The organism is Neorhizobium petrolearium, assembly GCF_017873175.1.
Classification (GTDB): domain Bacteria; phylum Pseudomonadota; class Alphaproteobacteria; order Rhizobiales; family Rhizobiaceae; genus Neorhizobium; species Neorhizobium petrolearium.
In genome coordinates this window covers 256,827-276,201 of sequence record NZ_JAGGJW010000004.1, presented here as the reverse complement: position 1 = coordinate 276,201, position 19,375 = coordinate 256,827, and the positions used below count along the sequence as shown (strand labels likewise).

23 protein-coding genes are annotated in these 19,375 nt (G+C 60.8%); 13 read left to right on the top strand and 10 right to left on the bottom strand.

Annotation, left to right across the window (positions count from 1 at the left end; all coding sequences use genetic code 11):
• The first annotated feature begins 50 nt into the window (after window positions 1-50).
• Complete coding sequence (locus J2046_RS09730) at window positions 51-1,013, top strand: lysylphosphatidylglycerol synthase transmembrane domain-containing protein (RefSeq protein ID WP_210051178.1); 963 nt, start codon at window positions 51-53, stop codon at window positions 1,011-1,013.
• Here the strand turns inward: J2046_RS09730 and J2046_RS09725 are convergent.
• Together J2046_RS09725 and J2046_RS09720 are read right to left on the bottom strand one after the other, a co-directional pair.
• On the bottom strand, window positions 986-2,074 hold the full coding sequence (locus J2046_RS09725; RefSeq protein WP_210051177.1) for a bifunctional transcriptional activator/DNA repair enzyme AdaA: 1,089 nt from the start codon (window positions 2,072-2,074) through the stop codon (window positions 986-988). The two genes, J2046_RS09730 and J2046_RS09725, sit on opposite strands and share 28 nt — an antisense overlap.
• 130 nt (window positions 2,075-2,204) lie before the next feature.
• On the bottom strand, window positions 2,205-2,780 hold the full coding sequence (locus tag J2046_RS09720; protein ID WP_037154561.1) for a LabA-like NYN domain-containing protein: 576 nt from the start codon (window positions 2,778-2,780) through the stop codon (window positions 2,205-2,207).
• Window positions 2,781-3,070: 290 nt separating this feature from the next.
• Here J2046_RS09720 and rpoZ point away from each other — a divergent pair, with 290 nt between their 5' ends.
• On the top strand, window positions 3,071-3,478 hold the full coding sequence (gene rpoZ / locus J2046_RS09715; protein ID WP_037154557.1) for a DNA-directed RNA polymerase subunit omega: 408 nt from the start codon (window positions 3,071-3,073) through the stop codon (window positions 3,476-3,478).
• 219 nt (window positions 3,479-3,697) lie between these two features.
• Window positions 3,698-5,914: a RelA/SpoT family protein gene (locus J2046_RS09710; RefSeq protein ID WP_210051176.1), complete on the top strand. Its 2,217-nt coding sequence runs from the start codon at window positions 3,698-3,700 to the stop codon at window positions 5,912-5,914.
• 66 nt (window positions 5,915-5,980) lie between these two features.
• On the opposite strand, the gene J2046_RS09705 is transcribed toward J2046_RS09710, so the two are convergent.
• Window positions 5,981-6,535 (bottom strand): TetR/AcrR family transcriptional regulator, encoded by a 555-nt coding sequence (locus J2046_RS09705; protein ID WP_210051175.1) that lies wholly within the window; start codon window positions 6,533-6,535, stop codon window positions 5,981-5,983.
• Window positions 6,536-6,626: 91 nt separating this feature from the next.
• Here J2046_RS09705 and J2046_RS09700 point away from each other — a divergent pair, with 91 nt between their 5' ends.
• The 8 genes from J2046_RS09700 (at window position 6,627) to J2046_RS09665 (ending at window position 11,982) form a co-directional block, all read left to right on the top strand.
• A complete protein-coding gene (locus J2046_RS09700) occupies window positions 6,627-7,370 on the top strand; it encodes an SDR family NAD(P)-dependent oxidoreductase (protein ID WP_210051174.1) in 744 nt (247 codons plus the stop codon).
• A 269-nt stretch (window positions 7,371-7,639) separates the two neighbouring features.
• On the top strand, window positions 7,640-7,795 hold the full coding sequence (locus J2046_RS09695; protein WP_210051173.1) for a DUF3563 family protein: 156 nt from the start codon (window positions 7,640-7,642) through the stop codon (window positions 7,793-7,795).
• Between the two features lie 231 nt (window positions 7,796-8,026).
• Window positions 8,027-8,587 carry a DUF2062 domain-containing protein gene (locus J2046_RS09690; RefSeq protein WP_210051171.1) on the top strand — a complete coding sequence of 187 codons (561 nt, stop codon included), beginning with the start codon at window positions 8,027-8,029 and terminating at the stop codon, window positions 8,585-8,587.
• A gap of 85 nt (window positions 8,588-8,672) precedes the next feature.
• Window positions 8,673-9,077: a holo-ACP synthase gene (acpS, locus tag J2046_RS09685; protein ID WP_210051169.1), complete on the top strand. Its 405-nt coding sequence runs from the start codon at window positions 8,673-8,675 to the stop codon at window positions 9,075-9,077.
• Between the two features lie 89 nt (window positions 9,078-9,166).
• Window positions 9,167-9,916: a signal peptidase I gene (gene lepB, locus J2046_RS09680; RefSeq protein WP_210051168.1), complete on the top strand. Its 750-nt coding sequence runs from the start codon at window positions 9,167-9,169 to the stop codon at window positions 9,914-9,916.
• Complete coding sequence (gene rnc, locus J2046_RS09675) at window positions 9,916-10,632, top strand: ribonuclease III (protein ID WP_210051166.1); 717 nt, start codon at window positions 9,916-9,918, stop codon at window positions 10,630-10,632. The genes lepB and rnc overlap by 1 nt, the downstream gene beginning before the upstream one ends.
• Window positions 10,633-10,642: 10 nt before the next feature.
• On the top strand, window positions 10,643-11,581 hold the full coding sequence (gene era / locus J2046_RS09670; protein WP_210051165.1) for a GTPase Era: 939 nt from the start codon (window positions 10,643-10,645) through the stop codon (window positions 11,579-11,581).
• A 146-nt stretch (window positions 11,582-11,727) separates the two neighbouring features.
• The gene (locus J2046_RS09665) at window positions 11,728-11,982 is read left to right on the top strand and encodes a DUF982 domain-containing protein (protein WP_210051163.1); all 255 of its coding nucleotides are present in this window, start codon (window positions 11,728-11,730) and stop codon (window positions 11,980-11,982) included.
• A 63-nt stretch (window positions 11,983-12,045) separates the two neighbouring features.
• On the opposite strand, the gene J2046_RS09660 is transcribed toward J2046_RS09665, so the two are convergent.
• Window positions 12,046-12,438, bottom strand: a complete 393-nt coding sequence (locus tag J2046_RS09660; protein ID WP_210051162.1) for a hypothetical protein — start codon at window positions 12,436-12,438, stop codon at window positions 12,046-12,048.
• Between the two features lie 189 nt (window positions 12,439-12,627).
• Here J2046_RS09660 and recO point away from each other — a divergent pair, with 189 nt between their 5' ends.
• On the top strand, window positions 12,628-13,398 hold the full coding sequence (gene recO, locus J2046_RS09655) for a DNA repair protein RecO (RefSeq protein ID WP_210051161.1): 771 nt from the start codon (window positions 12,628-12,630) through the stop codon (window positions 13,396-13,398).
• A gap of 14 nt (window positions 13,399-13,412) precedes the next feature.
• Window positions 13,413-13,793 carry a GFA family protein gene (locus J2046_RS09650; protein WP_210051160.1) on the top strand — a complete coding sequence of 127 codons (381 nt, stop codon included), beginning with the start codon at window positions 13,413-13,415 and terminating at the stop codon, window positions 13,791-13,793.
• A gap of 3 nt (window positions 13,794-13,796) precedes the next feature.
• Here J2046_RS09650 and J2046_RS09645 read toward each other — a convergent pair whose 3' ends face one another.
• The 6 genes from J2046_RS09645 to J2046_RS09620 form a co-directional block, all read right to left on the bottom strand.
• On the bottom strand, window positions 13,797-15,038 hold the full coding sequence (locus J2046_RS09645; protein WP_210051159.1) for an MFS transporter: 1,242 nt from the start codon (window positions 15,036-15,038) through the stop codon (window positions 13,797-13,799).
• A gap of 107 nt (window positions 15,039-15,145) precedes the next feature.
• Window positions 15,146-16,045: a DMT family transporter gene (locus J2046_RS09640; protein WP_210051158.1), complete on the bottom strand. Its 900-nt coding sequence runs from the start codon at window positions 16,043-16,045 to the stop codon at window positions 15,146-15,148.
• 175 nt (window positions 16,046-16,220) lie between these two features.
• On the bottom strand, window positions 16,221-16,655 hold the full coding sequence (locus tag J2046_RS09635) for a hypothetical protein (protein ID WP_210051157.1): 435 nt from the start codon (window positions 16,653-16,655) through the stop codon (window positions 16,221-16,223).
• A 34-nt stretch (window positions 16,656-16,689) separates the two neighbouring features.
• A complete protein-coding gene (locus tag J2046_RS09630) occupies window positions 16,690-17,298 on the bottom strand; it encodes a DUF3011 domain-containing protein (RefSeq protein ID WP_210051156.1) in 609 nt (202 codons plus the stop codon).
• A 217-nt stretch (window positions 17,299-17,515) separates the two neighbouring features.
• Complete coding sequence (locus J2046_RS09625; protein ID WP_210051155.1) at window positions 17,516-18,607, bottom strand: transporter substrate-binding domain-containing protein; 1,092 nt, start codon at window positions 18,605-18,607, stop codon at window positions 17,516-17,518.
• 106 nt (window positions 18,608-18,713) lie between these two features.
• Entirely contained in the window at window positions 18,714-19,328 is a 615-nt protein-coding gene (locus J2046_RS09620; RefSeq protein WP_227702321.1) for a TetR/AcrR family transcriptional regulator, read from the bottom strand.
• Between the last annotated feature and the right edge of the window lie 47 nt (window positions 19,329-19,375).

The window sequence follows — 19,375 nt, the reverse complement described above, 5'->3', positions numbered from 1 at the left end:
CAATCTCCGCATCCGCCCGTTGCGGTTCATTCCGTGGACGCGAGTAGGCGATGGCGAAGAAAATTCTCACTTACGTTACGGTGGTCATCGGCTTCGGTTTGGCCGGCTACCTTCTCTACCATACATTCCGTGAATACTCGGCTTCGGAGATCGTCGACTCCGTCAAGGCCATTCCGATTGTCAATCTCCTGGCCGCGTTCGGCTTCGCCTTCGGTTCCTATCTCTGCCTGACCGGTTTCGACTGGGCAGGCGTGCGTTATGTGAAGAACGACCTTGCTTATCCGAAGGTCGCGCTCGCCTCCTTCGTGGCGCTGTCGATCGGTCAGAGCGTCGGCCTGGCAGGGCTCAGCAGCGGCGGGTTGCGTTATCGTTATTATGCCCATTGGGGCATGAGCACGGAAGATGTTGCCAAGATCGTGCTGCTCTCGGGCGTCACGGTCGGTCTCGGCATGACCGTGCTTTCTGGCATTGTTCTCGTCGTCAATCCGAAGGATATCGCATCGGTGCTGCGCATGGGCGAGGGTGTCACCCGGGCGATCGGCTTTGCCTGCTTTGCCGCAACGGCCGGTTATCTGGCGCTCGCGGCCTTCCTCCGCACACCCTTGAAGGTACGGGCGTGGACGTTTCAGATGCCGACCTTGAGGATCGCCGTCGCCCAGGTGGTGATAGGCACGATCAACTTTGCCCTCGTGTCCGCCTGCCTGCGCGAGGTCATGGCTGCGACGGCGGATGTGAGCTATCTGAAAGCGGCGACTGCTTTCGTCCTCGCCAATCTGGCAATCCTCATCACTCATGCACCCGGCGGTCTCGGCGTACTGGAAGCGACGGTCAGGCACGTGATGGGTGATGCGGCCTCGATCGGCTCTCTGGTCGCCTTTCGGGTAATCTATTTCTTCATCCCCTTTGTCATAGGCCTGCCGTTGTCGCTGGTCGTCGAAGCGATCTTTCGAACCAACAAGACTGCGAAACGCGAGCCGTCCCTCAATCAGGAAACCACTGCCGCGGTCGAATGACTGACCGGGCGCATGGCCATGCGCCGCTCATGCTCGATAAGCCAGCGCTTGCGCCACAGCCCGCCGCCATAACCGGTCAGGCTGCCGTCAGCGCCAAGCACACGGTGGCAGGGAATGACGATTGCGATCTGATTGGCGCCGTTGGCCCCTGCAACGGCGCGGGTGGAGGAGGGGAGGCCGAGTTCTGCGGCAATCGAACCATAGGTGCGCGACACGCCGACCGGGATCGCCCTGAGCGCCTCCCAGACCTGCCGCTGGAACGGTGAGCCGTGGCCGGCAAGCCGTGTCCTGAAGCCGCGGTCCTCGCCGGCGAAATAGGCCTTCAGTTCCTGTTCGATCTCGTCGATCGGCGGATGCCGGCCCATTACGATCCCGCTGCCGGTAAATTTCTGAAGTTTCCTGATTTCGGCCGGCAGGGCCTTGCGTTCAGCGAATTCGAGGAGACGCAGGGCATGCTGGTCGGCGATCGCCATCATCGGTCCGATCGGTGTCTCGATCCAGTCGGCACGAAGCAGCGTCTTGTCGCGCAGGTTGGCGGGAGCCGCACCGAAGAGCTTCGTCATGGCGCTGCGAAAACCGCTGCCGGATTCATAACCGGCGTCGATCTGCGCATCGATGACGCTCGTGCCGGACGTCAGTGTCTCGGCCGCCTTGCCCATTCGCCTCAGCCTCGCGATCTCCAGGAAGCTCATGCCGAACTGCCGCTTGAAGGCGCGCCTGGCGGTGGAAGGGTCGACGCCAAGCGAGACCACGTCGTCTTCGCTCCAACGGCGGTGCGGATCGGCATCGAGCGCATTGAGGAGCCGAGTCACCATTGGGTCTGCCTCGCCGAGTTTCAGCATCGGCCGGCAGCGGCTGCAGGGGCGAAAGCCCGCCTCCAGGCATTCCGCGATCGTGCCGTAAAATGTGGTGTTTCCGCGCTTCGGCTTGCGGGCCGGACAGGTGAGGCGGCAGAAAATGCCGGTCGTCTTCACGGCCGCCCATGCAAAACCTTCATAGGCTGCGTCGCGGGCGACCAGGGCTTCGTAGAGGATATCATCGGAAGGGCGTTTGAAAAGCATGGAGCTTTCTACCCCGAAATCGAAAAAGGCGCCGCCGAAAAACGGGCGCCTATTCTTTATCGCATCTCGCGCAGACGGGCGCGACGGTTTTGCTGAAACGACATGCGCAGAACATTGCCGCCGCTTGAGATCAGAGATCGACCGCTTCGGCGGATTCCGTCGGGCGGACCGGACGCTCGGAAGGATCGCGGCCGACTTCTGCCTTGAGCGTCATCAGGTCGATGAAGTGGTCGGCCTGGCGGCGCAGGTCGTCGGCGATCATCGGCGGCTGGGTGGACATCGTGGAGACGACCGAAACCTTGCGGCCCTTGCGCTGCAAGGCCTCCACCAGCGTCGTGAAATCGCCGTCGCCAGAGAAGAGCACGAGATGGTCGACCGTTTCCGATTGTTCCATGGCATCGATCGCCAGTTCGATATCCATGTTGCCCTTGATCTTCCGGCGGCCCATGCTGTCGGTAAATTCCTTGGCAGGCTTGGTGATCACCTTGTAGCCGTTATAATCGAGCCAGTCGATCAGCGGGCGGATGGAGGAATATTCCTGATCCTCGATCAGAGCCGTATAATAGTAAGCCCGCAAGAGATAACCGCGCTTCTGGAAAGCCTTCAACAGTTTCCGGTAATCAATATCAAAACCGAGGCTTTTCGATGCAGCGTAAAGATTGGCGCCGTCAATGAAGAGAGCAATCTTCTCTCTTGGGTCAAACATATGGTCTCCATCCCCTTGTTCTTATAAACCTGCTTGGCAGGCAGGGCCTTGGTCAATATAAGCTGATCCAAAACCCGTGAATAATCCACTACATTACGAACTATTCATATAAATGTCATTTATGGCACGATTCGCAATAATCCAAGCAGCCTGCGGTTGAATCTCTTTGATGCTCCAAGGGGGCCCGGTCGAATGTATTCAGACCGCGTTCGTCAGAAAAACTTGAATTTGCCGCGCAATGGCTGTATCGGGCGTATCAATCCCGAAATTCATGACCCAAAGGACAGGCAATGGCCCGTGTCACAGTAGAAGATTGCATTGACAAAGTCGATAACCGTTTTGAGCTCGTTCTTCTTGCGAGCCACCGGGCCCGCCAGATTTCGCAGGGCGCGTCCATCACGATCGACCGCGACAATGACAAGAACCCGGTCGTCGCCCTTCGCGAAATCGCCGACGAGACACTTTCGCCGGACGACCTCAAGGAAGACCTCATCCATTCGCTGCAGAAGCATGTGGAAGTGGACGAGCCCGAGCCCGATCCGGCTTCGCTGATCGCCGCCGGCGGCGTTGCCGTGGCCTCCGACCGCGACGAGGAAGAGGAACTTCCCGAAACCGTCACTTTCGATCAGATGTCGGAAGAGGAGCTGCTGGCCGGTATCGAAGGCCTGGTGCCGCCGGAAAAGAGCGACGACTACTAAGAGCGACGGATACTGAACGAAATCTTTGTTTGGCAAGTTTTCGTTCATCCTCTCGCCCTAATCTGGCTGGATGTTTTATGATGGCTGCGCCAACCTGACGGTTGGCGCGCCATTTTCTTTTCGCCCGGTGCCGTTGCCCGCCATGGGGAAACGGTTGGCAACCGGTTCCGGGCATCCCTAAACGTGTCAAGACGAGCGGTATCGAGGACTTTTTTCAGGATGATGCGGCAATACGAGCTCGTCGAGCGGGTTCAGAAATACAAGCCCGATGCCAACGAAGCTCTCCTCAACAAGGCCTATGTCTACGCCATGCAGAAGCATGGCCAGCAGAAGCGCGCCAGCGGCGACCCATATATTTCTCATCCGCTCGAAGTGGCCGCGATCCTGACCGATATGCACCTGGACGAATCCACGATCGCGGTCGCCCTGCTGCATGACACGATCGAGGACACGACCGCCACCCGCGCCGAGATCGACGAGCTCTTCGGCGAAGATATCGGCCGGCTGGTCGAGGGGTTGACGAAGCTGAAACGTCTCGACCTCGTCTCCAAGAAGGCCAAGCAGGCGGAGAACCTGCGCAAGCTGCTGCTTGCCATTTCCGATGACGTGCGCGTCCTGCTCGTCAAACTCGCCGACCGGCTCCACAACATGCGCACGCTGGAGCACATGAAGCCGGAGCAGAAGGCGCGCATCTCCGAAGAGACCATGGATATCTATGCGCCGCTCGCCGGTCGCATGGGCATGCAGGACATGCGCGACGAGCTGGAGGAGCTCGCCTTCCGCAACCTTAATCCGGAGGCCCACGAGACGGTCACCAAAAGGCTGGCCGAGCTGGAGGCCCGCAACGAAGGCCTCATCAAGAAGATCGAAGACGAGTTGCGCGAACTCCTGATCGCCAACGGCCTGACCGATGCCTTCGTGAAGGGCCGGCAGAAGAAGCCCTATTCGGTCTTCCGCAAGATGCAGTCGAAGTCGCTCTCCTTCGAGCAGCTTTCGGACGTCTACGGTTTCCGCATCATCGTCGGCGACATCCCGTCCTGTTACCGCGCGCTCGGCATCGTCCACACCCGCTGGCGCGTCGTGCCGGGCCGCTTCAAGGACTACATCTCCAATCCAAAGCAGAACGACTACCGCTCGATCCACACCACGATCGTCGGTCCGTCGCGCCAGCGTATCGAGCTGCAGATCCGCACCCAGCTCATGCAGGAGATTGCCGAATACGGTATCGCAGCCCATGCGCTCTACAAGGATGGCAGGGCAGGGGAACTCCTGCCGAGGGAATCCAATGCCTATTCCTGGCTGCGTCATACGATTGAGTCGCTGGCAGAAGGAGACAATCCGGAAGAATTCCTGGAGCATACCAAGCTCGAACTCTTCCAGGACCAGGTCTTTTGCTTCACGCCGAAGGGCAAGCTGATCGCGCTTCCGCGCGGCGCGACGCCGATCGATTTCGCCTACGCGGTCCATACGAACATCGGCGACACGACGGTGGGCGCCAAGATCAACGGCCGTATCATGCCGCTCGTGACACGGCTCAACAACGGCGACGAGGTGGAGATCATCCGCTCGGGCGTGCAGGTGCCGCCGGCCGCATGGGAAGAGATCGTCGTGACCGGCAAGGCGCGCTCGGCGATCCGCCGCGCCACCCGCATGGCGATCCGCAAGCAATATTCCGGCCTCGGCCACCGCATTCTGGAGCGCACCTTCGAGCGGGCCGGCAAGGTTTTCTCTCGCGATGCGCTGAAGCCCGCACTGCCCCGGCTGGCGTACAAGGACGTCGAGGATGCGATCGCCGCCGTCGGCCGCGGCGAGCTCTCCTCGCTGGACGTGTTGCGCGCCGTCTTCCCCGACTATCAGGACGAGCGGGTGACCGTGAAGCCTGCCGCCGATGACGGCTGGTTCAATATGCGCAGCGCTTCGGGCATGATCTTCAAGCTGCCGAACCAGCGGCGCGTTGGACCGGAAGAGATCGAGGCCGGGCCGGACCCGCTGCCGATCCGCGGCCTTTCCGGCAACATGCAGGTGCGGTTCGCTCCAAGCGGCGCGGTCCCCGGCGACCGCATCGTCGGCATCATGGAGAGGGACAAGGGCATCACCATCTACCCGATCCAGGCGTCTGCCCTGCAGCGGTTCGATGACCAGCCGGAGCGATGGATTGACGTGCGCTGGGACCTTGACGAGGCGAACAAGTCACGCTTTCTCGCCAAGATCGAGGTCAACACGCTGAACGAACCCGGCACGCTTGCGACTGTCGCCCAGACGATCGCCGGGCTCGACATCAATATCCGCACGCTGACGATGGGCAGCAACCGCGCCGACGACTTCTCCGAGATCACCATGGAAGTCGAGGTCTGGGACCTGAGGCAGCTCAACCAGCTCCTGCTGCAGATGAAGGAACTCGACGTCGTCGCGAACGTGAAGCGGGTGTATGATTAGTGTAAGCCGGTCCAGACGCTCGGATTGAATGACTGCCTTGCGCCGGAAGCGGTCATCGTGGGAGTTTCAGCGCTCAACGATCCCATTCATGAATACGCCAACCAAATGAGCGATGTGCGCTTGTGGTGAGCTGTCTTGCTCGGTAGCTAGTGATATTGCGGTCGCTACGCAGACTATGTCGTTGAAACTGATATCAGGTCGAACAGCTCCCGCCTTCTGTGCGGTATGCAAAAGTCGGGCACCTTCTTCACTGGTAGCGAGACATCCGGCTGTTCCAATCTGTAGAACCGTCCCGAGAGACGCCGCAAAACCTCGATAAACATTCGTATATTGGACGAGTTCTTCGAGGTAGGCACGCAAGGCGTTTGAAGGGTCGAGATTGGCTGATCTGGCACGGCTCGTCTCAGCGAAAGCCACGAATCGGGCGCTGTAGGTCGCGGCCAGGAGGTCTTCCCGCGTTGGGAAGCGGCGATAGAGCGTCCCGATCCCAACCCCGGCGCGCTTTGCGACCTCGTCCAATGAAACGCCCGCGCCTCGCTCCATGAAAATTTCCTCGGCTGCGGCAAGGATTCGCTCCTTGTTCGCCTGCGCATCGGCTCGCAATGGGGTCTCGTCGGCCAAAAAATCTGCCTCGCCATGACTTGTAAGTGGAGGATATCTCCATATAGTAAGTGGAGCAATCCTCCACTTATTGCGAAAGCGAGCGAATGACATGACGAAGCGATTTGAGGACAAGGTCGTGGTGATCACGGGCGGAACGGACGGCATAGGCTTAACAACAGCCAAGTTGTTCGCCGCAGAAGGTGCCCATGTGTATGTCACGGGACGCCGGCAAGAACGCCTGGACGAGGCGCTACAGGAAATCGGCAACGGCGCTGTTGGCGTTCAAGGCGATGTCAGCGATCTTGCAGACCTCGACAGGCTCTATGCGGAGGTAAAGCGTGATCACGGCCGCGTCGACGTGGTATTTGCAAATGCCGGCGTGTCCGAATCCGCCACGATCGGCGCCATTGAAGAAGATCATTTCGACCGCGTCTTTGGCATCAACGTGAAGGGCATGGTCTTCACCGTGCAAAAGGCTCTACCCCTGATGTCTGCCGGTGGTGCTGTTGTGTTGACTGGATCGGGGGCGGGTAGCAAGGGCTTTGCCAACCTGTCCATCTACAGCGCTACAAAGGCAGCGATCCGCTCGTTCGCACGAACATGGACGACCGATCTGAAAAGCCAGGGCATTCGTGTGAACGTCGTATCACCGGGTATGGTCCTGACACCGGCAATGCAGACCTATCTTCAGAACAATGCCGGCGCTGAAGACTGGATGCAGCAAACTATTCCGTTCGGCAGGCTCGCCCAGACCGAAGAGATCGCCAAGGCGGTTCTGTTTCTGGCATCGGACGAAAGCAGCTTCGTTGGCGGCGAGGAACTATTTGTCGATGGCGGCTTCGTGGCAGTCTGAAAACTAGTATCAGTCTTGTGACGTCCTGAAACCTTCGAGCAGTTTCGCCGCAAAACTCCCTCGCCAAGCCGGAGTTTCGCGGCGGAACTTTCACGGCGGCCGTTGACCGCTTCGGGCCGATGTCGCCAATGATCTCAGCCCATTTTCTGCCCACCTCATCCCCCCGCCATGCTCCCCACGCAACGCTGACCAGCGGTTGCGGCGTTGGTAAAACGTGAGGCCTCGTCTTATATTGCTGCAGTGCAATATAAGAGAGAAAGAAGACAGTCATGTTTGAGCAAGTACGCAAGTTCGCCCGCGCCTTCCGGGTCCCGACCACCCAGGATCGTGAAATCGCTTATCTGAACGAAGCCAAGGACCGGATCGACCTCGAATACCGGATGCGCCAGATCGACCGCGGCATGTTCCGCAAGTCCGGCTTTTGAGATCCTGAACCCGTTTCCGCCGCGCGGAAAATGTCGCGCGGTCAGTGCAAGGCTCCACGGGCCGCGATGTGCAGCCAAGGAGCGGGCCTCTTTTGCGGAAATTATTCCCTGGAGTGAGCCGGGCCAATTTTTGCCATCATCGTGGGCTTGGGCTAGAGCCGCATATCCGATGAAGAAGAGAGCCCTGCGGCCGGTTGAAAAAGTCCGCGCCGCTGAAACAGATAAGTCTCCATGCCGTTTCGCCGCCGCACCCCGCTTGGATTTCGTGAGAGACTGCGCCGCGCCATCCTGCCGTCCAGGGGTTTTCGCCGCAGCCTCGACTATTATCGCCTGAAGGTGATGCGGGTCGGCGGATCTCCGCATGCGGTGGCGGCTGGCATCGCGGTCGGCGTCGTCAGCGCCTGGACCCCGTTCCTCGGCTTCCACATTCTCTTCGCAATCCCGATCGCCTGGCTTCTTGGCGGCAGCGTGGTTGCAGCGGCTCTCGGCACCGCTTTCGCCAATCCCTTGACCTGCCCCATCATCTGGCCACTGACCTGGAAGATCGGCGAGATCATGCTTGGTCAAAGCGCCGCCGGCCACGACCGTATCGACCTCGGCGCACTCTTCCACCATCTCGATATCTCCCAGCTTTGGCGGCCGATCCTGGAACCGATGCTCATCGGCTCCATTCCACCCGGGCTTCTTTGCGGTCTTGTCTTCTACGCCGTCACCTACTTGGGAGTGCGCAGTTTCCGCAATCGCCGCCGTGAACGCTTGACGGCGCGAACAGGAGCGCTCAAGTCAGTATGAAGACTGACGGAGCATGAGCATGTCGCCCGAAAGCGGGAACCGGTTTCGGAAGAACCGCATGCTCGAAAATTAAAAAAGGAACCGCATGATCATCGGCATGGGCAGCGACCTGATCGATATCCGCCGGGTGGAGAAATCCATCGAACGCTTCGGTGAGCGTTTCACGCACCGCTGTTTCACCGAGATCGAGCGGGCGAAATCCGATCGGCGCAAGAACCGTGCCGCATCCTATGCCAAGCGGTTCGCCGCCAAGGAGGCCTGTTCCAAGGCGCTCGGCACCGGCCTGGCGAATGGCGTGTTCTGGAAGGATATGGGCGTCGTCAACCTGCCCGGCGGCAAGCCGACCATGGCGCTGACCGGAGGCGCCGCCGAGCGGCTGTCCGAACTGATGCCGGCCGGTCACGAACCGGTAATCCACATCACCATCACCGACGAATACCCTTACGCGCAGGCCTTTGTGGTGATCGAGGCAAGGCCGGTCCCGGCCTGATCATGGACCCGTGACCCGATGAGCCATTGCCGCGGCTCTGCGAAGGGGTTAGAAAGCGGCACCTCGCTGGAAAGAGAAAGAATTCAGACGTGTCCGAAAACGCCGAAACCAAATCGCAGAACAGCCTTTGGGAAAACATCAAGGTCATCATTCAGGCATTGCTGTTGGCGATGGTGATCCGCACGGTTCTCTTCCAGCCCTTCACCATTCCCTCCGGCTCGATGATGCCGACGCTGCTTGTGGGCGATTATATCTTCGTCAACAAGTTCGCCTACGGTTATTCGAAGTATTCGCTACCGTTCTCTCCGAACCTGTTTTCCGGCCGCATTCTCGAGTTCAACGAGCCGAAGCGCGGCGATATCATCGTCTTCCGCCTGCCGAGCCATCCGGATGTCGATTACATCAAGCGCCTCATCGGCCTGCCGGGCGACCGCGTGCAGGTGACGAACGGCGTGCTCCTCGTCAACGGCCAGCCGGTGCCGAAGCAGGCAGACGGGACGTTTGCGTCCGACTACAGCCTGGATCCGGGTGACCATATCCCCGTCTTCCGCGAGACGCTCGATACCGGCGTTTCCTATGACACGCTCGACCAGTCGAACGTTTCGCGCGGCGACAACACCCAGGAATTCGTTGTTCCCGAGGGCCATTATTTCTTCATGGGCGATAATCGCGACAACTCGCTCGACAGCCGTTTCGACGTTGGTTATGTGCCCGCCGAAAATCTCGTCGGTCGTGCCAGCATCATCTTCTTCTCGCTCGGCAACGATACTTCCTTCCGCGAGGTCTGGAAGTGGCCGACCAACATGCGCTGGGACAGGATTTTCAAGGTCGTCGAGTGATGAGGGCAAAGGCGCTTTCGGCGGAGGAACGCAGCCAGCTTGAAAAGGCCGTCGGCCATGAATTCACCGACAAGCAATGGCTCGACCGGGCGCTGACGCATGCCAGCACCGGTTCGTCCAAGGGGGCCAATTATGAGCGGCTGGAGTTTCTGGGTGACCGTGTGCTCGGACTCTGCGTCGCGGAACTCCTGTTCACGACTTTCCGCACCGCTGCCGAGGGGGAGCTTTCCGTTCGCCTGAACCAGCTTGTCAGCGCCGAGAGCTGCGCGACCGTTGCCGACGAACTGGAATTGCACCGTTTCATCCGCACCGGCGCCGACGTGAAGAAGCTGACAGGCAAGCGCATGATGAATGTGCGCGCCGACGTGGTGGAAAGTCTGATTGCCGCGCTCTATCTCGATGGGGGGCTGGAAGCCGCCCGCGCTTTCATCCTGAAGCATTGGGAAAATCGCGCCACCCGCGCCGATGGCGCACGGCGCGATGCGAAGACCGAGCTGCAGGAATGGGCGCATGCGAAATTCGGACTGACGCCCTCCTACAGGGTCGATGACCGCAGCGGGCCGGATCATGATCCGCGTTTCACGGTGACGGTGGAGATTCCGGGCGTTGCGCCGGAAACCGGCGTCGACCGTTCCAAACGCGCCGCCGAACAGGTGGCGGCAACCAGGATACTCGAACGCGAAGGCGTGTGGCAGAGACCTCCTGCCGAACAATGAATTGGACAAGATGACAGAGAACGAACACATCGCGGGTGACGAGAAGGAAGCCGGCGCCACCCACTCCGGCTTCGTGGCTCTGATCGGCCCGACCAATGCCGGCAAGTCGACGCTGGTGAACCGCCTCGTCGGCGCCAAGGTCTCGATCGTCAGCCACAAGGTGCAGACGACGCGCGCCATCGTGCGGGGCATCGCCATCCATGGACGGGCGCAGATCGTCTTCATGGATACGCCCGGCATCTTCAAGCCGCGCCGCAGGCTCGACCGCGCCATGGTGACGAGTGCCTGGGGCGGGGCGAAGGACGCCGACCTCATCATGCTGCTGATCGACAGCGAGCGCGGCCTGCGCGGCGATGCGGAAGCGATACTGGAAGGCCTGAAGGAGGTCCGCCAGCCGAAGATCCTTGCTTTGAACAAGATCGACCAGGTGAAGCGCGAGGATCTTCTGAAGCTCGCGGCGGCTGCCAACGAGGTTGTGCCCTTCGAGCGCACTTTCATGATCTCGGCCACCACCGGCTCCGGCTGCGACGACCTGATGGACTATCTGGCGGAAACGCTGCCCGAAGGCCCCTGGTACTATCCCGAGGACCAGATCTCCGACCTGCCGATGCGCCAGCTCGCCGCCGAGATCACCCGGGAGAAGCTGTTCCTCCGCCTGCATCAGGAGCTTCCCTATTCCTCGCATGTCGAGACGGAGAAGTGGGAAGAGCGCAAGGACGGCTCCGTGCGAATCGAGCAGGTGATCTACGTGGAGCGCGAGAGCCAGAAGAAGATCGCGCTCGGCAAAGGCGGCGAGGCGATAAAAGCGATCTCCACCGCCTCCCGCAAGGAGCTCTCCGAAATCCTGGAACAGCCCGTGCATCTCTTCCTCTTCGTCAAGGTGCGCGAGAACTGGGGTGATGACCCGGAGCGTTTCCGCGAAATGGGCCTGGAATTCCCGAGGCATTGAAGCGCCGCCGCATAGCGGCGGCAACGGCACCCCCTCTAGGAGAGCGGGGTGGCGAGCTTCCATTTCCTGCTTTCCTGTTCGCACCGGTCTCACGGCATGGTTATTGCAACGTTGCTAATGTGGCAGCGAGGCAAGGGCAGAACGTCATGAAACGGGACAAATTGCACCAGTTTCAGCCGGTTGGATTGGCGATGCATGAGACGGGCCGATACAGCGTGGTACATTCGGTCGAGGAAGCTGCAGATGTGCTCTTGCGGGAATGGCCGACGGATGACGGCGAGGAGTTTTGCGAGGCGGTGAAGGTGTGCTTCGAGGGCATGCATGATCGGGCGAGCCCCGAAGACGTGCGCGCTGCGCTGATCAGGGCAGCGCGCGAGGCGCATGTGATGGTGATCGAGTAGGGCTCCGCAGCCATCACATGGTGTCCGCGCAGCGGTGTCCTTGATCCAGGGTCGGTCAGGCGCCTATTTCTTCTGCCGATCCATCAGCGCCTTGACCTCCTGATAGCGTCTGCGATTTTCCTGGTCCTGCTCGTTCGGTCCGTAGCAGCTTTCCGAAATGCAGAAGCGCAGTAAGTTGAAGGGAGCCGTGGCCTTGTCGAACTCGCATTCGATCTCGTTGTTGAAATCGGTCGGCTTTGGATCTTCGCGGGTGGAGTAGGTGAGCCGTGCCCCTGGCGGATCGAGCTCGGGGAAGGACTGCACGATGCCGGTCTTGACCGACGGCACCAGCAGGAAGTTTTGCGCGACGGCGATACAGGCCTGTTCGAGTTGCTGCGACTGGGCGGCGGCGGGTGAGGCGAGGAAGATGGCCGCAGGCATGGCGGCAAGTGCTGCGACGAGAAGGGCGTGTTTCATAAGGGCTCCCAAGCGCGTTGTCTGGCGTCGTGAATTCTCCGCACAGGAATCCAAATGGAGCCCTATTTGTTCCAGACAAGCCGGTACATACTCGCATCCGGCTTAAGACGAGCGGGGCCAAAAAGCGATTCAGTCTGAACTCCTTATGGGGTAGTGTTGAATCGGCATGCAGGAGGCTTGAACCGACATATGCAGTGGCAGGACGAAGGCATCATCATCGGCGTCAAGCGCCACGGCGAGACGAGCGTCATCGCCGAACTGATGACCCGTGAGCGCGGCCGGCATCTGGGTCTTGTCCACTCGGGCCGCTCGCGCACCATGCAGCCTGTCCTGCAGCCGGGAAACCGCGTGGAGGCCGTCTGGCGCGCCCGTCTCGACGAACATCTCGGCGAATTCCGTCTTGAACCGCTCCAACTGCGCGCGGCAAAGCTGATGGAGACTGCGACCGCTGTCTACGGCGTGCAGGCTATGGGCGCACTGCTCCGGCTGCTTCCCGAGCGCGACCCGCACCCGCATCTCTTCGAAGCGCTCGATATCATCCTCGATGCACTGGACAACCCGGCCGATGCCGGCGAACTGTTCGTCCGTTTCGAGCTTGCGGTGCTGAACGACCTGGGCTTCGGGCTCGACCTCTCCGAATGCGCTGCGACCGGCTTGCGGGAGGAACTCATCTACGTCTCGCCGAAGAGCGGCCGCGCCGTCTCCCGCCAGGCAGGCGCCCCCTACGCCGACCGCATGTTGGCTCTCCCGGCTTTCCTGGGGGAAGGGGCGGTCGCTGCTGCCGATTGCGACAGCCTTGCCACCGCCTTCCGGCTCACTGCATTTTTCCTGCACCGGCATGTCTATGAACCGCGGGGGCTGACGGAACAGGCCGCCCGCGAGGGTTTCGTGCAGGCGGCGTTGAAGGCGCTGTCCCAAAGGCCTCAGGGGAACGGCGAGGCGGAGCGTCAGGCGAGTTGAAGAAGAGGAGAGGGATGGAGCGGATAGCCACCTGCGCCTGCGGCAAGCTCCGGGCGATCTGCGAAGGCGAGCCTGCCAAGGTTTCGCTGTGCCACTGCCTGGAATGCCAGAGGCGCACCGGCAGCACCTACGGAATCGCCGCCTTCTTCGATCGCAGCCGGGTTCGCATCGAGGGTGCGAGCAAGACCTATGCCCGTCCGTCGGACAGCGGCTTTCCCGTCAATCTTCACTTCTGCCCGGATTGCGGCTCGACGGTCTTCTGGGAGCCGCAGCGCAAGCCGGACGTCATCGCAATCGGCGTCGGTTCCTTTGCGGACCCGCACTTCCCGGCACCGTCGCAGGCGGTCTACGATCAGCATAGGCACCCCTGGGTGCCGCCGCTTCAGGCCGATTGATCGTCATTCCGCCGGCTGGGCGGCGAGCACCGGCCGGTCGACCGGCTTTTCCTGGATCGGCCAATGCACGATCGCCGCGAAGATGCCGAGCGCCACGCCGAGCCACCAGACGGGATCGTAGGAGCCGAAGCGGTCGTAGAGGAAGCCGCCCATCCAGACGCCCAGGAACGAACCCACCTGATGCGACAGGAAGACGATGCCGCCCAGAAGTCCAAGATGACGCGTGCCGAACATGATGGCGACGAGCCCGTTGGTCGGCGGCACGGTGGAAAGCCAAAGGAGGCCCATGACGATCGCGAACACGATCACCGAGAGCGGCGTCTGCGGCAGGATGAGGAAGGCCGTTACCGCGACCGAGCGGGCGACATAGATATAGGCGAGGAAATAGGGTTTCGAGTAGCGCTGCCCGATCATGCCTGCGCCGAACGAACCGATGACATTGAAGAAGCCGATCAGCGCCATGGCGATCACGGCATAGCGGGCGTCGATGCCGATATCGCCGAGATAGGCGGGGAAATGCGCGGTGATGAAGGCGACCTGGAAACCGCAGACGAAGAACCCCGAGGTGAGCAGCAGGTAGCTTTGGTGCCCGAAGGCCTCGCGTAGCGCCTGACCGACAGTCTGGTCGATTTCGTCCCGGGATTGCGTGCCGGACTTGGCATTGCCGCGTAGCGGATAGGCAAGCACGGGCACGAGCAGCATCATCAGTCCCATGATGACGAGGCTGTCCGACCAGCCATAGGTGCTGATCAGCGCTTGGCTGAGCGGAGCGAAGAGGAACATGCCGGCGGAGCCTGCCGCTGTGCCGATGCCAAAGGCGAGCGAACGCTGTTCGGGGGTCACGTTGCGGGCGAAGGCGGAGAGAATGGTTCCGAAGGAGCCGGCGCCGACCGCAAGCCCGACCATGACGCCGCCGGATAGATGCAGGATCGCGACCGAATGGGCGGTGGACATCAGGATGAGGCCGGCGGCGTAAAGGAGGCCGGAGAGCGTCAGCACGCGGCCGGTACCGTATTTGTCGGCAAGCGCGCCGAAGAAGGGCTGGCCGAGACCCCAGGCGAGGTTCTGGATCGCCATGGCCAGCCCGAACGTGGAACGGTCCCAGCCCGTATCGGCGAGCATGGGGAGTTGGAAGAAACCCATGGCGGAACGCGGGCCGAAGGTCAGCATGGCGATCAATGCGCCGGCGGTGATGATCAGCCAGGGCATGGATGCGCGGGCGGCCCGGGGCGCGGATTGGCTCATGGGATCCCTCCTCGATTTGAAGGAGAAATCATACGGGCTGTGCCGTGATTCCCGAAATGACTTTTGCTCAATCAATCCATCACCGCATTTGATGGGCGGATGATGCTTTACGGCGTGCCGGGCGGATCGATCGCCGCCGGCGCCAAGCGTCCCAGCCGGGATTCCCGCCAGATGGTGAAGATGCCGGCGGCAATCACGATTGCGCCGCCGGCGATCATGTTGAAGGTCATGACCTCACCGAAGACGAAAACGCCGATCAGGCAGACCAGCACGGTCTGGATGTAGGACATGGGCTGCACGACGACCGCATCGAGCAGTCCGAAGGCGCGGATCAGGAGGTAGTGACCGCTCATGCCGGTGATGCAGAGCACCAGCATCCAGAACCAGTCGGTGAACGTGATATGCGTCCAGTAGAAAGGTCCGACGAGGGTGATCGCCGCCGCCCCCGCCACGCCGGTGTAGAAGAAGGCGGTGTCGGCCGCGTCGGTTCGGCTCGCAAGCCGGGTCATCACGGAGTAGAGGGCGAACATCAGCGTGGCCATGATCGGAACGATGATCTTCGTATCGAATGTGGCGTGCAGCGGATTGATGATCAGGAGAATGCCGACGAAGCCGATACCGATCGCCGTCCAGCGCCGCCAGCCGACCTTTTCTCCAAGCAGCGGCACGGAAAGGCAGGCAACGACGAGCGGTGTCGCGGCAAAGATCGTGTGGCTTGCCGCAAGCCCGACGCGCGAAAAGGAGAAGATCGATATGACGATCTGGACCGCCAGGAGAACGCCGCGGGCGATCTGCAGCCACAGCCGGTTGGCGGAGACCGCGCCTTTCAGGCCGGCCGGCGAGCGGCTGGCGAGCAGCAGGGCGAAGCCTGCAAAGGCCCAGTAGCGGATCATGGTGATGAAAATCGGCGGATAAGCCGTGCCGAGATGTTTGGAGATGCCGTCCTGCACAGAAAAGATGGTCACGGCCGAAAGCGCGCAAAGGAGGCCGGTGGACCGAGGTGTCATGGGGGCAGTCTCTTTCGGGCGCCGCCGGCTGCAGGCGCGCCGACGCAGAGGGATGAGCAGGGCAGGGCAGATTATGCTTCCGTTTTGACTTTTCTCAAGCCGAACGGACAACCTGCCTTTTGCGAATGGCTGCCATGCATTCAGCGGGTGAGTCGCGGAGGCGAAGCGTGTCGTATCAATCGTTGATGGCGGTGATCTTGACCGCCATGTGCTTTTCGTCTTTCCCCGTTTCGGCGAACCATACTTCGCCTTCGCCGATCATCACGCCCTGCCAGTTGGCGAACAGCGTCGGATAGGTCTGTTTGGCGACGGCGCCCTTTACCTTTGCCGTAACGATCTTGTCGTAATCGGCCACGAAATGCTTGGCATCGTTGATCTTGACGGCCTTGCCGCCAATGCGTGCCTGGAAAGGATAATCGACCATTCCGGCCACGGCTTGCTTGTCACCGGAACTGAGGGCAGTCTGCAGCCTGGAGAAGAAGTCCGCATAGGGCTGGTGGTGGCCGAACAGGTCGTCGAGCGATTTGTTCGTATCGGCGGCGGTCTGGGCCAGGGTCGCCCCGGACATGGCCAGAAGGCCGGAAACCAGCAAAATCATTACCTTTTTCATCACTTTCTCCTCTCTCAAAAATCGGGTCGCGACCTCAATTGGCGCTGTCCGGATCATCGACCAGGCACCCGGCGCCATGGCATCCCTGATAGTTGCCATGCACATCGAAGTTGGGATTGCCCTGTCTGTCGAACTGCGGCCTGGTATCGATGGCCTGGTCAGGATTGTCGACCTTGCATCCGATGCCATGGCATCCGTTGTATCCGCCGCCGTCGTGATGGTTGCTGGTATGATGCTGGTGTTTTTTCTCGCCTTCATCGGCTAGTCCCTCAAGGATGGCGCCGAGCACCGCGCCGGCCACCGCTCCTCCGATGTCATGGCCGCGATGATCGTACATTCTCGCATTCTGGTCGAAACCGTCGCCGCGTCCGTGATGATAGCCGCCGACATCGGCGAAAACCCCGGAGCAGCCTTGAGCGACCCAGATGTACCGGCTTCTCGGGTTGTATCCCCATGACCGGTTCAGAATGCATGAACTGCCGGAGATTTGGTGGATGAGCTGCGGCTGTCTCAGCGGCCCGGCGAAGCACTCGTCATACTGATAGTCTCTCGAATGGCATTCGACCGTTGCCTGGGCATTGGCCTGCGGCGCGAGCCATAGGATGGCGAGAACGGCAAAAACGGATAAAGCGAAGCGATTCATGGTGATATCCCCTGTTGAGTTTCGCCAGACTTCCGTGATCTCTAAAGGGCCTGCGACTTGTAGCGCCGAGGGAAAACGTTCCCACGCCCGACCGTTAAGGGTAGGTTCATGACGCTTTTTCTCAAGTGCAGGTGATCCGGTATGGTTATCCTGAATTGATCCGGCCGCCGGGATGACGTCTCAAATCAGGACAGCGATGAAGGGGGGCCATGACCGGTCAGCGGCTGTTGCCGAAATATTTCTGTCTCAGGTTTTCGAGCGCCCCCGCCTCTTGCAGCGCCAGGAGCCGCAGTGTGATTTCATGGCTGAGCGTATCGCCGTGCCTGAAGCCAAAGCCGTATTTGTCGGGATGGAAGATCGGCCCGACGACGGAGAAAGGTGGCTTCGTATGGGTATGCGCGTAATATTCCAGCACAGGCGCGTCGCCGATGAGAGCGACGGAACTGCCGGAGACGAGGCCTTCCACCGCGCTGCCGATATCGGGATATGACGTCGTCGAAAGCCGCAATTCGTTTGAGTAAGCCTCCGCCACGCTACCGCGGAACACACCGACCGTTCGCCCGGGCAGATCGGCAAGGGAGTTGATCTGGTGCGTCAGCGTCAGCGCCGTCATGACGCTGGTGACGGATGAGGTGACGTAGGCAATCACCGCCACTCCGCAAACCATCCAGATGCCGCCGGAGATCCTTCCCACCCAGCCGAGCGCGTTGGGACGAGTGACCTTGCCGGACGTCGCGACCGACATGACTTCGTAGAAGCTCTCGGCCACGCCCTCGTGCCAGCTTCGCGGAAAGGTCTTGTCGAAGCGGCGATAAAACAGCACGAGAACGAGCGTGGCAATGAGGACGATGAAGACGAGCCATGCCATGGCGCGGAGGTGCCCGGCCCGCTCCAGCCCGCCGATGACCTGCCAGAAGCCTGCATCCTCGCTATCGGCCACCATGATGCGCAAGCCGGCATCGTACCAGGGCTGCGAAAAGGTGATGCGCTCAACCCGGTCCTTGGTGATCGTCAGGTTGGTGACCGCCACATCGATCTCGCCGCGTTCCGTCGCCGCGACGAGGGCGTCGGGGCTCGGATAGTCACGGTAGCTGTAAACGAGGTTCAGCGGTCTGGCTGTCGCCTCCCACAGCTCGATCGCCATTCCGGAATAGAGTGCGCCATCCTTCATCACGAAAGGCTGGCTTACATAGACCCCCACTGTCAGCGGCCGGGAAGAGCTGCTCTCGTTCTGGGCTTGCGATGGCTGGGGCCAGACAAAGACAGCAATCAGCGCAAAAATCAAAATCGGCAAGCGGAAATATCCCATTAGCCTCTCCTTGATTCCGGGGCTCCTGGTTTTCGAGCTCAAACTATCGGGATTGCTTGCGGCAGTGCAAATCGTTTTGGCATCCTCGGCAAAACCGGATGCCGTCTCACGCCCCCGCCTTCTCCTTCAACAATCCCGAGACCATCACCAAAAACGCACCGACCGCCTTCTTCGACACGGCCTGAGGGTCTTCTGCGCTGGCGATCCAGAGTGCGGCGCTCAAGGTCGCGCCATTGACAAGCCGTGCGGTCGCCTCCGCATCCACGTCGCGGATCGTGCCCTCGTCCATCAGCTTCTGGATGCTGGCGGTCATGGTGCGGATGCAGGCGTTCTGGTTCGGCCAGCTGGAAGGATCGCCGAGCACCGCCGGCCCGTCGAGCAGCATGATGCGCTGTATCTCGGGTTCCAGGGCCATCTCGATATAGGCGATGTTTTCGTCGACGAAGCCCTGCCAGGCGGTTTGCGCCTTGCTGGAAATGGCGCAGAGCCGGTCGGACATTTCCGCGTCTATCTCGGCGATCACCGCCTGGAACAGGCCTTTCTTGTCGCCGAAATGATGGTAGAGCGCGCCGCGCGTCAGCCCTGCCTCGGCGGTGAAGTCGTCCATCGAGGCTTCGGCGTAACCTCGCGTCGCAAATGCGCGACGGGCGGCGGCGATCAGCTTGCCCTTCGTTTCGGCGATCATTTCCTTGCGGGGCTTATGCCCTATTTTCTGCGCCATACGGACTCCGAAAATTATTCGCATACGCAGCGTATGTTAATTGACAT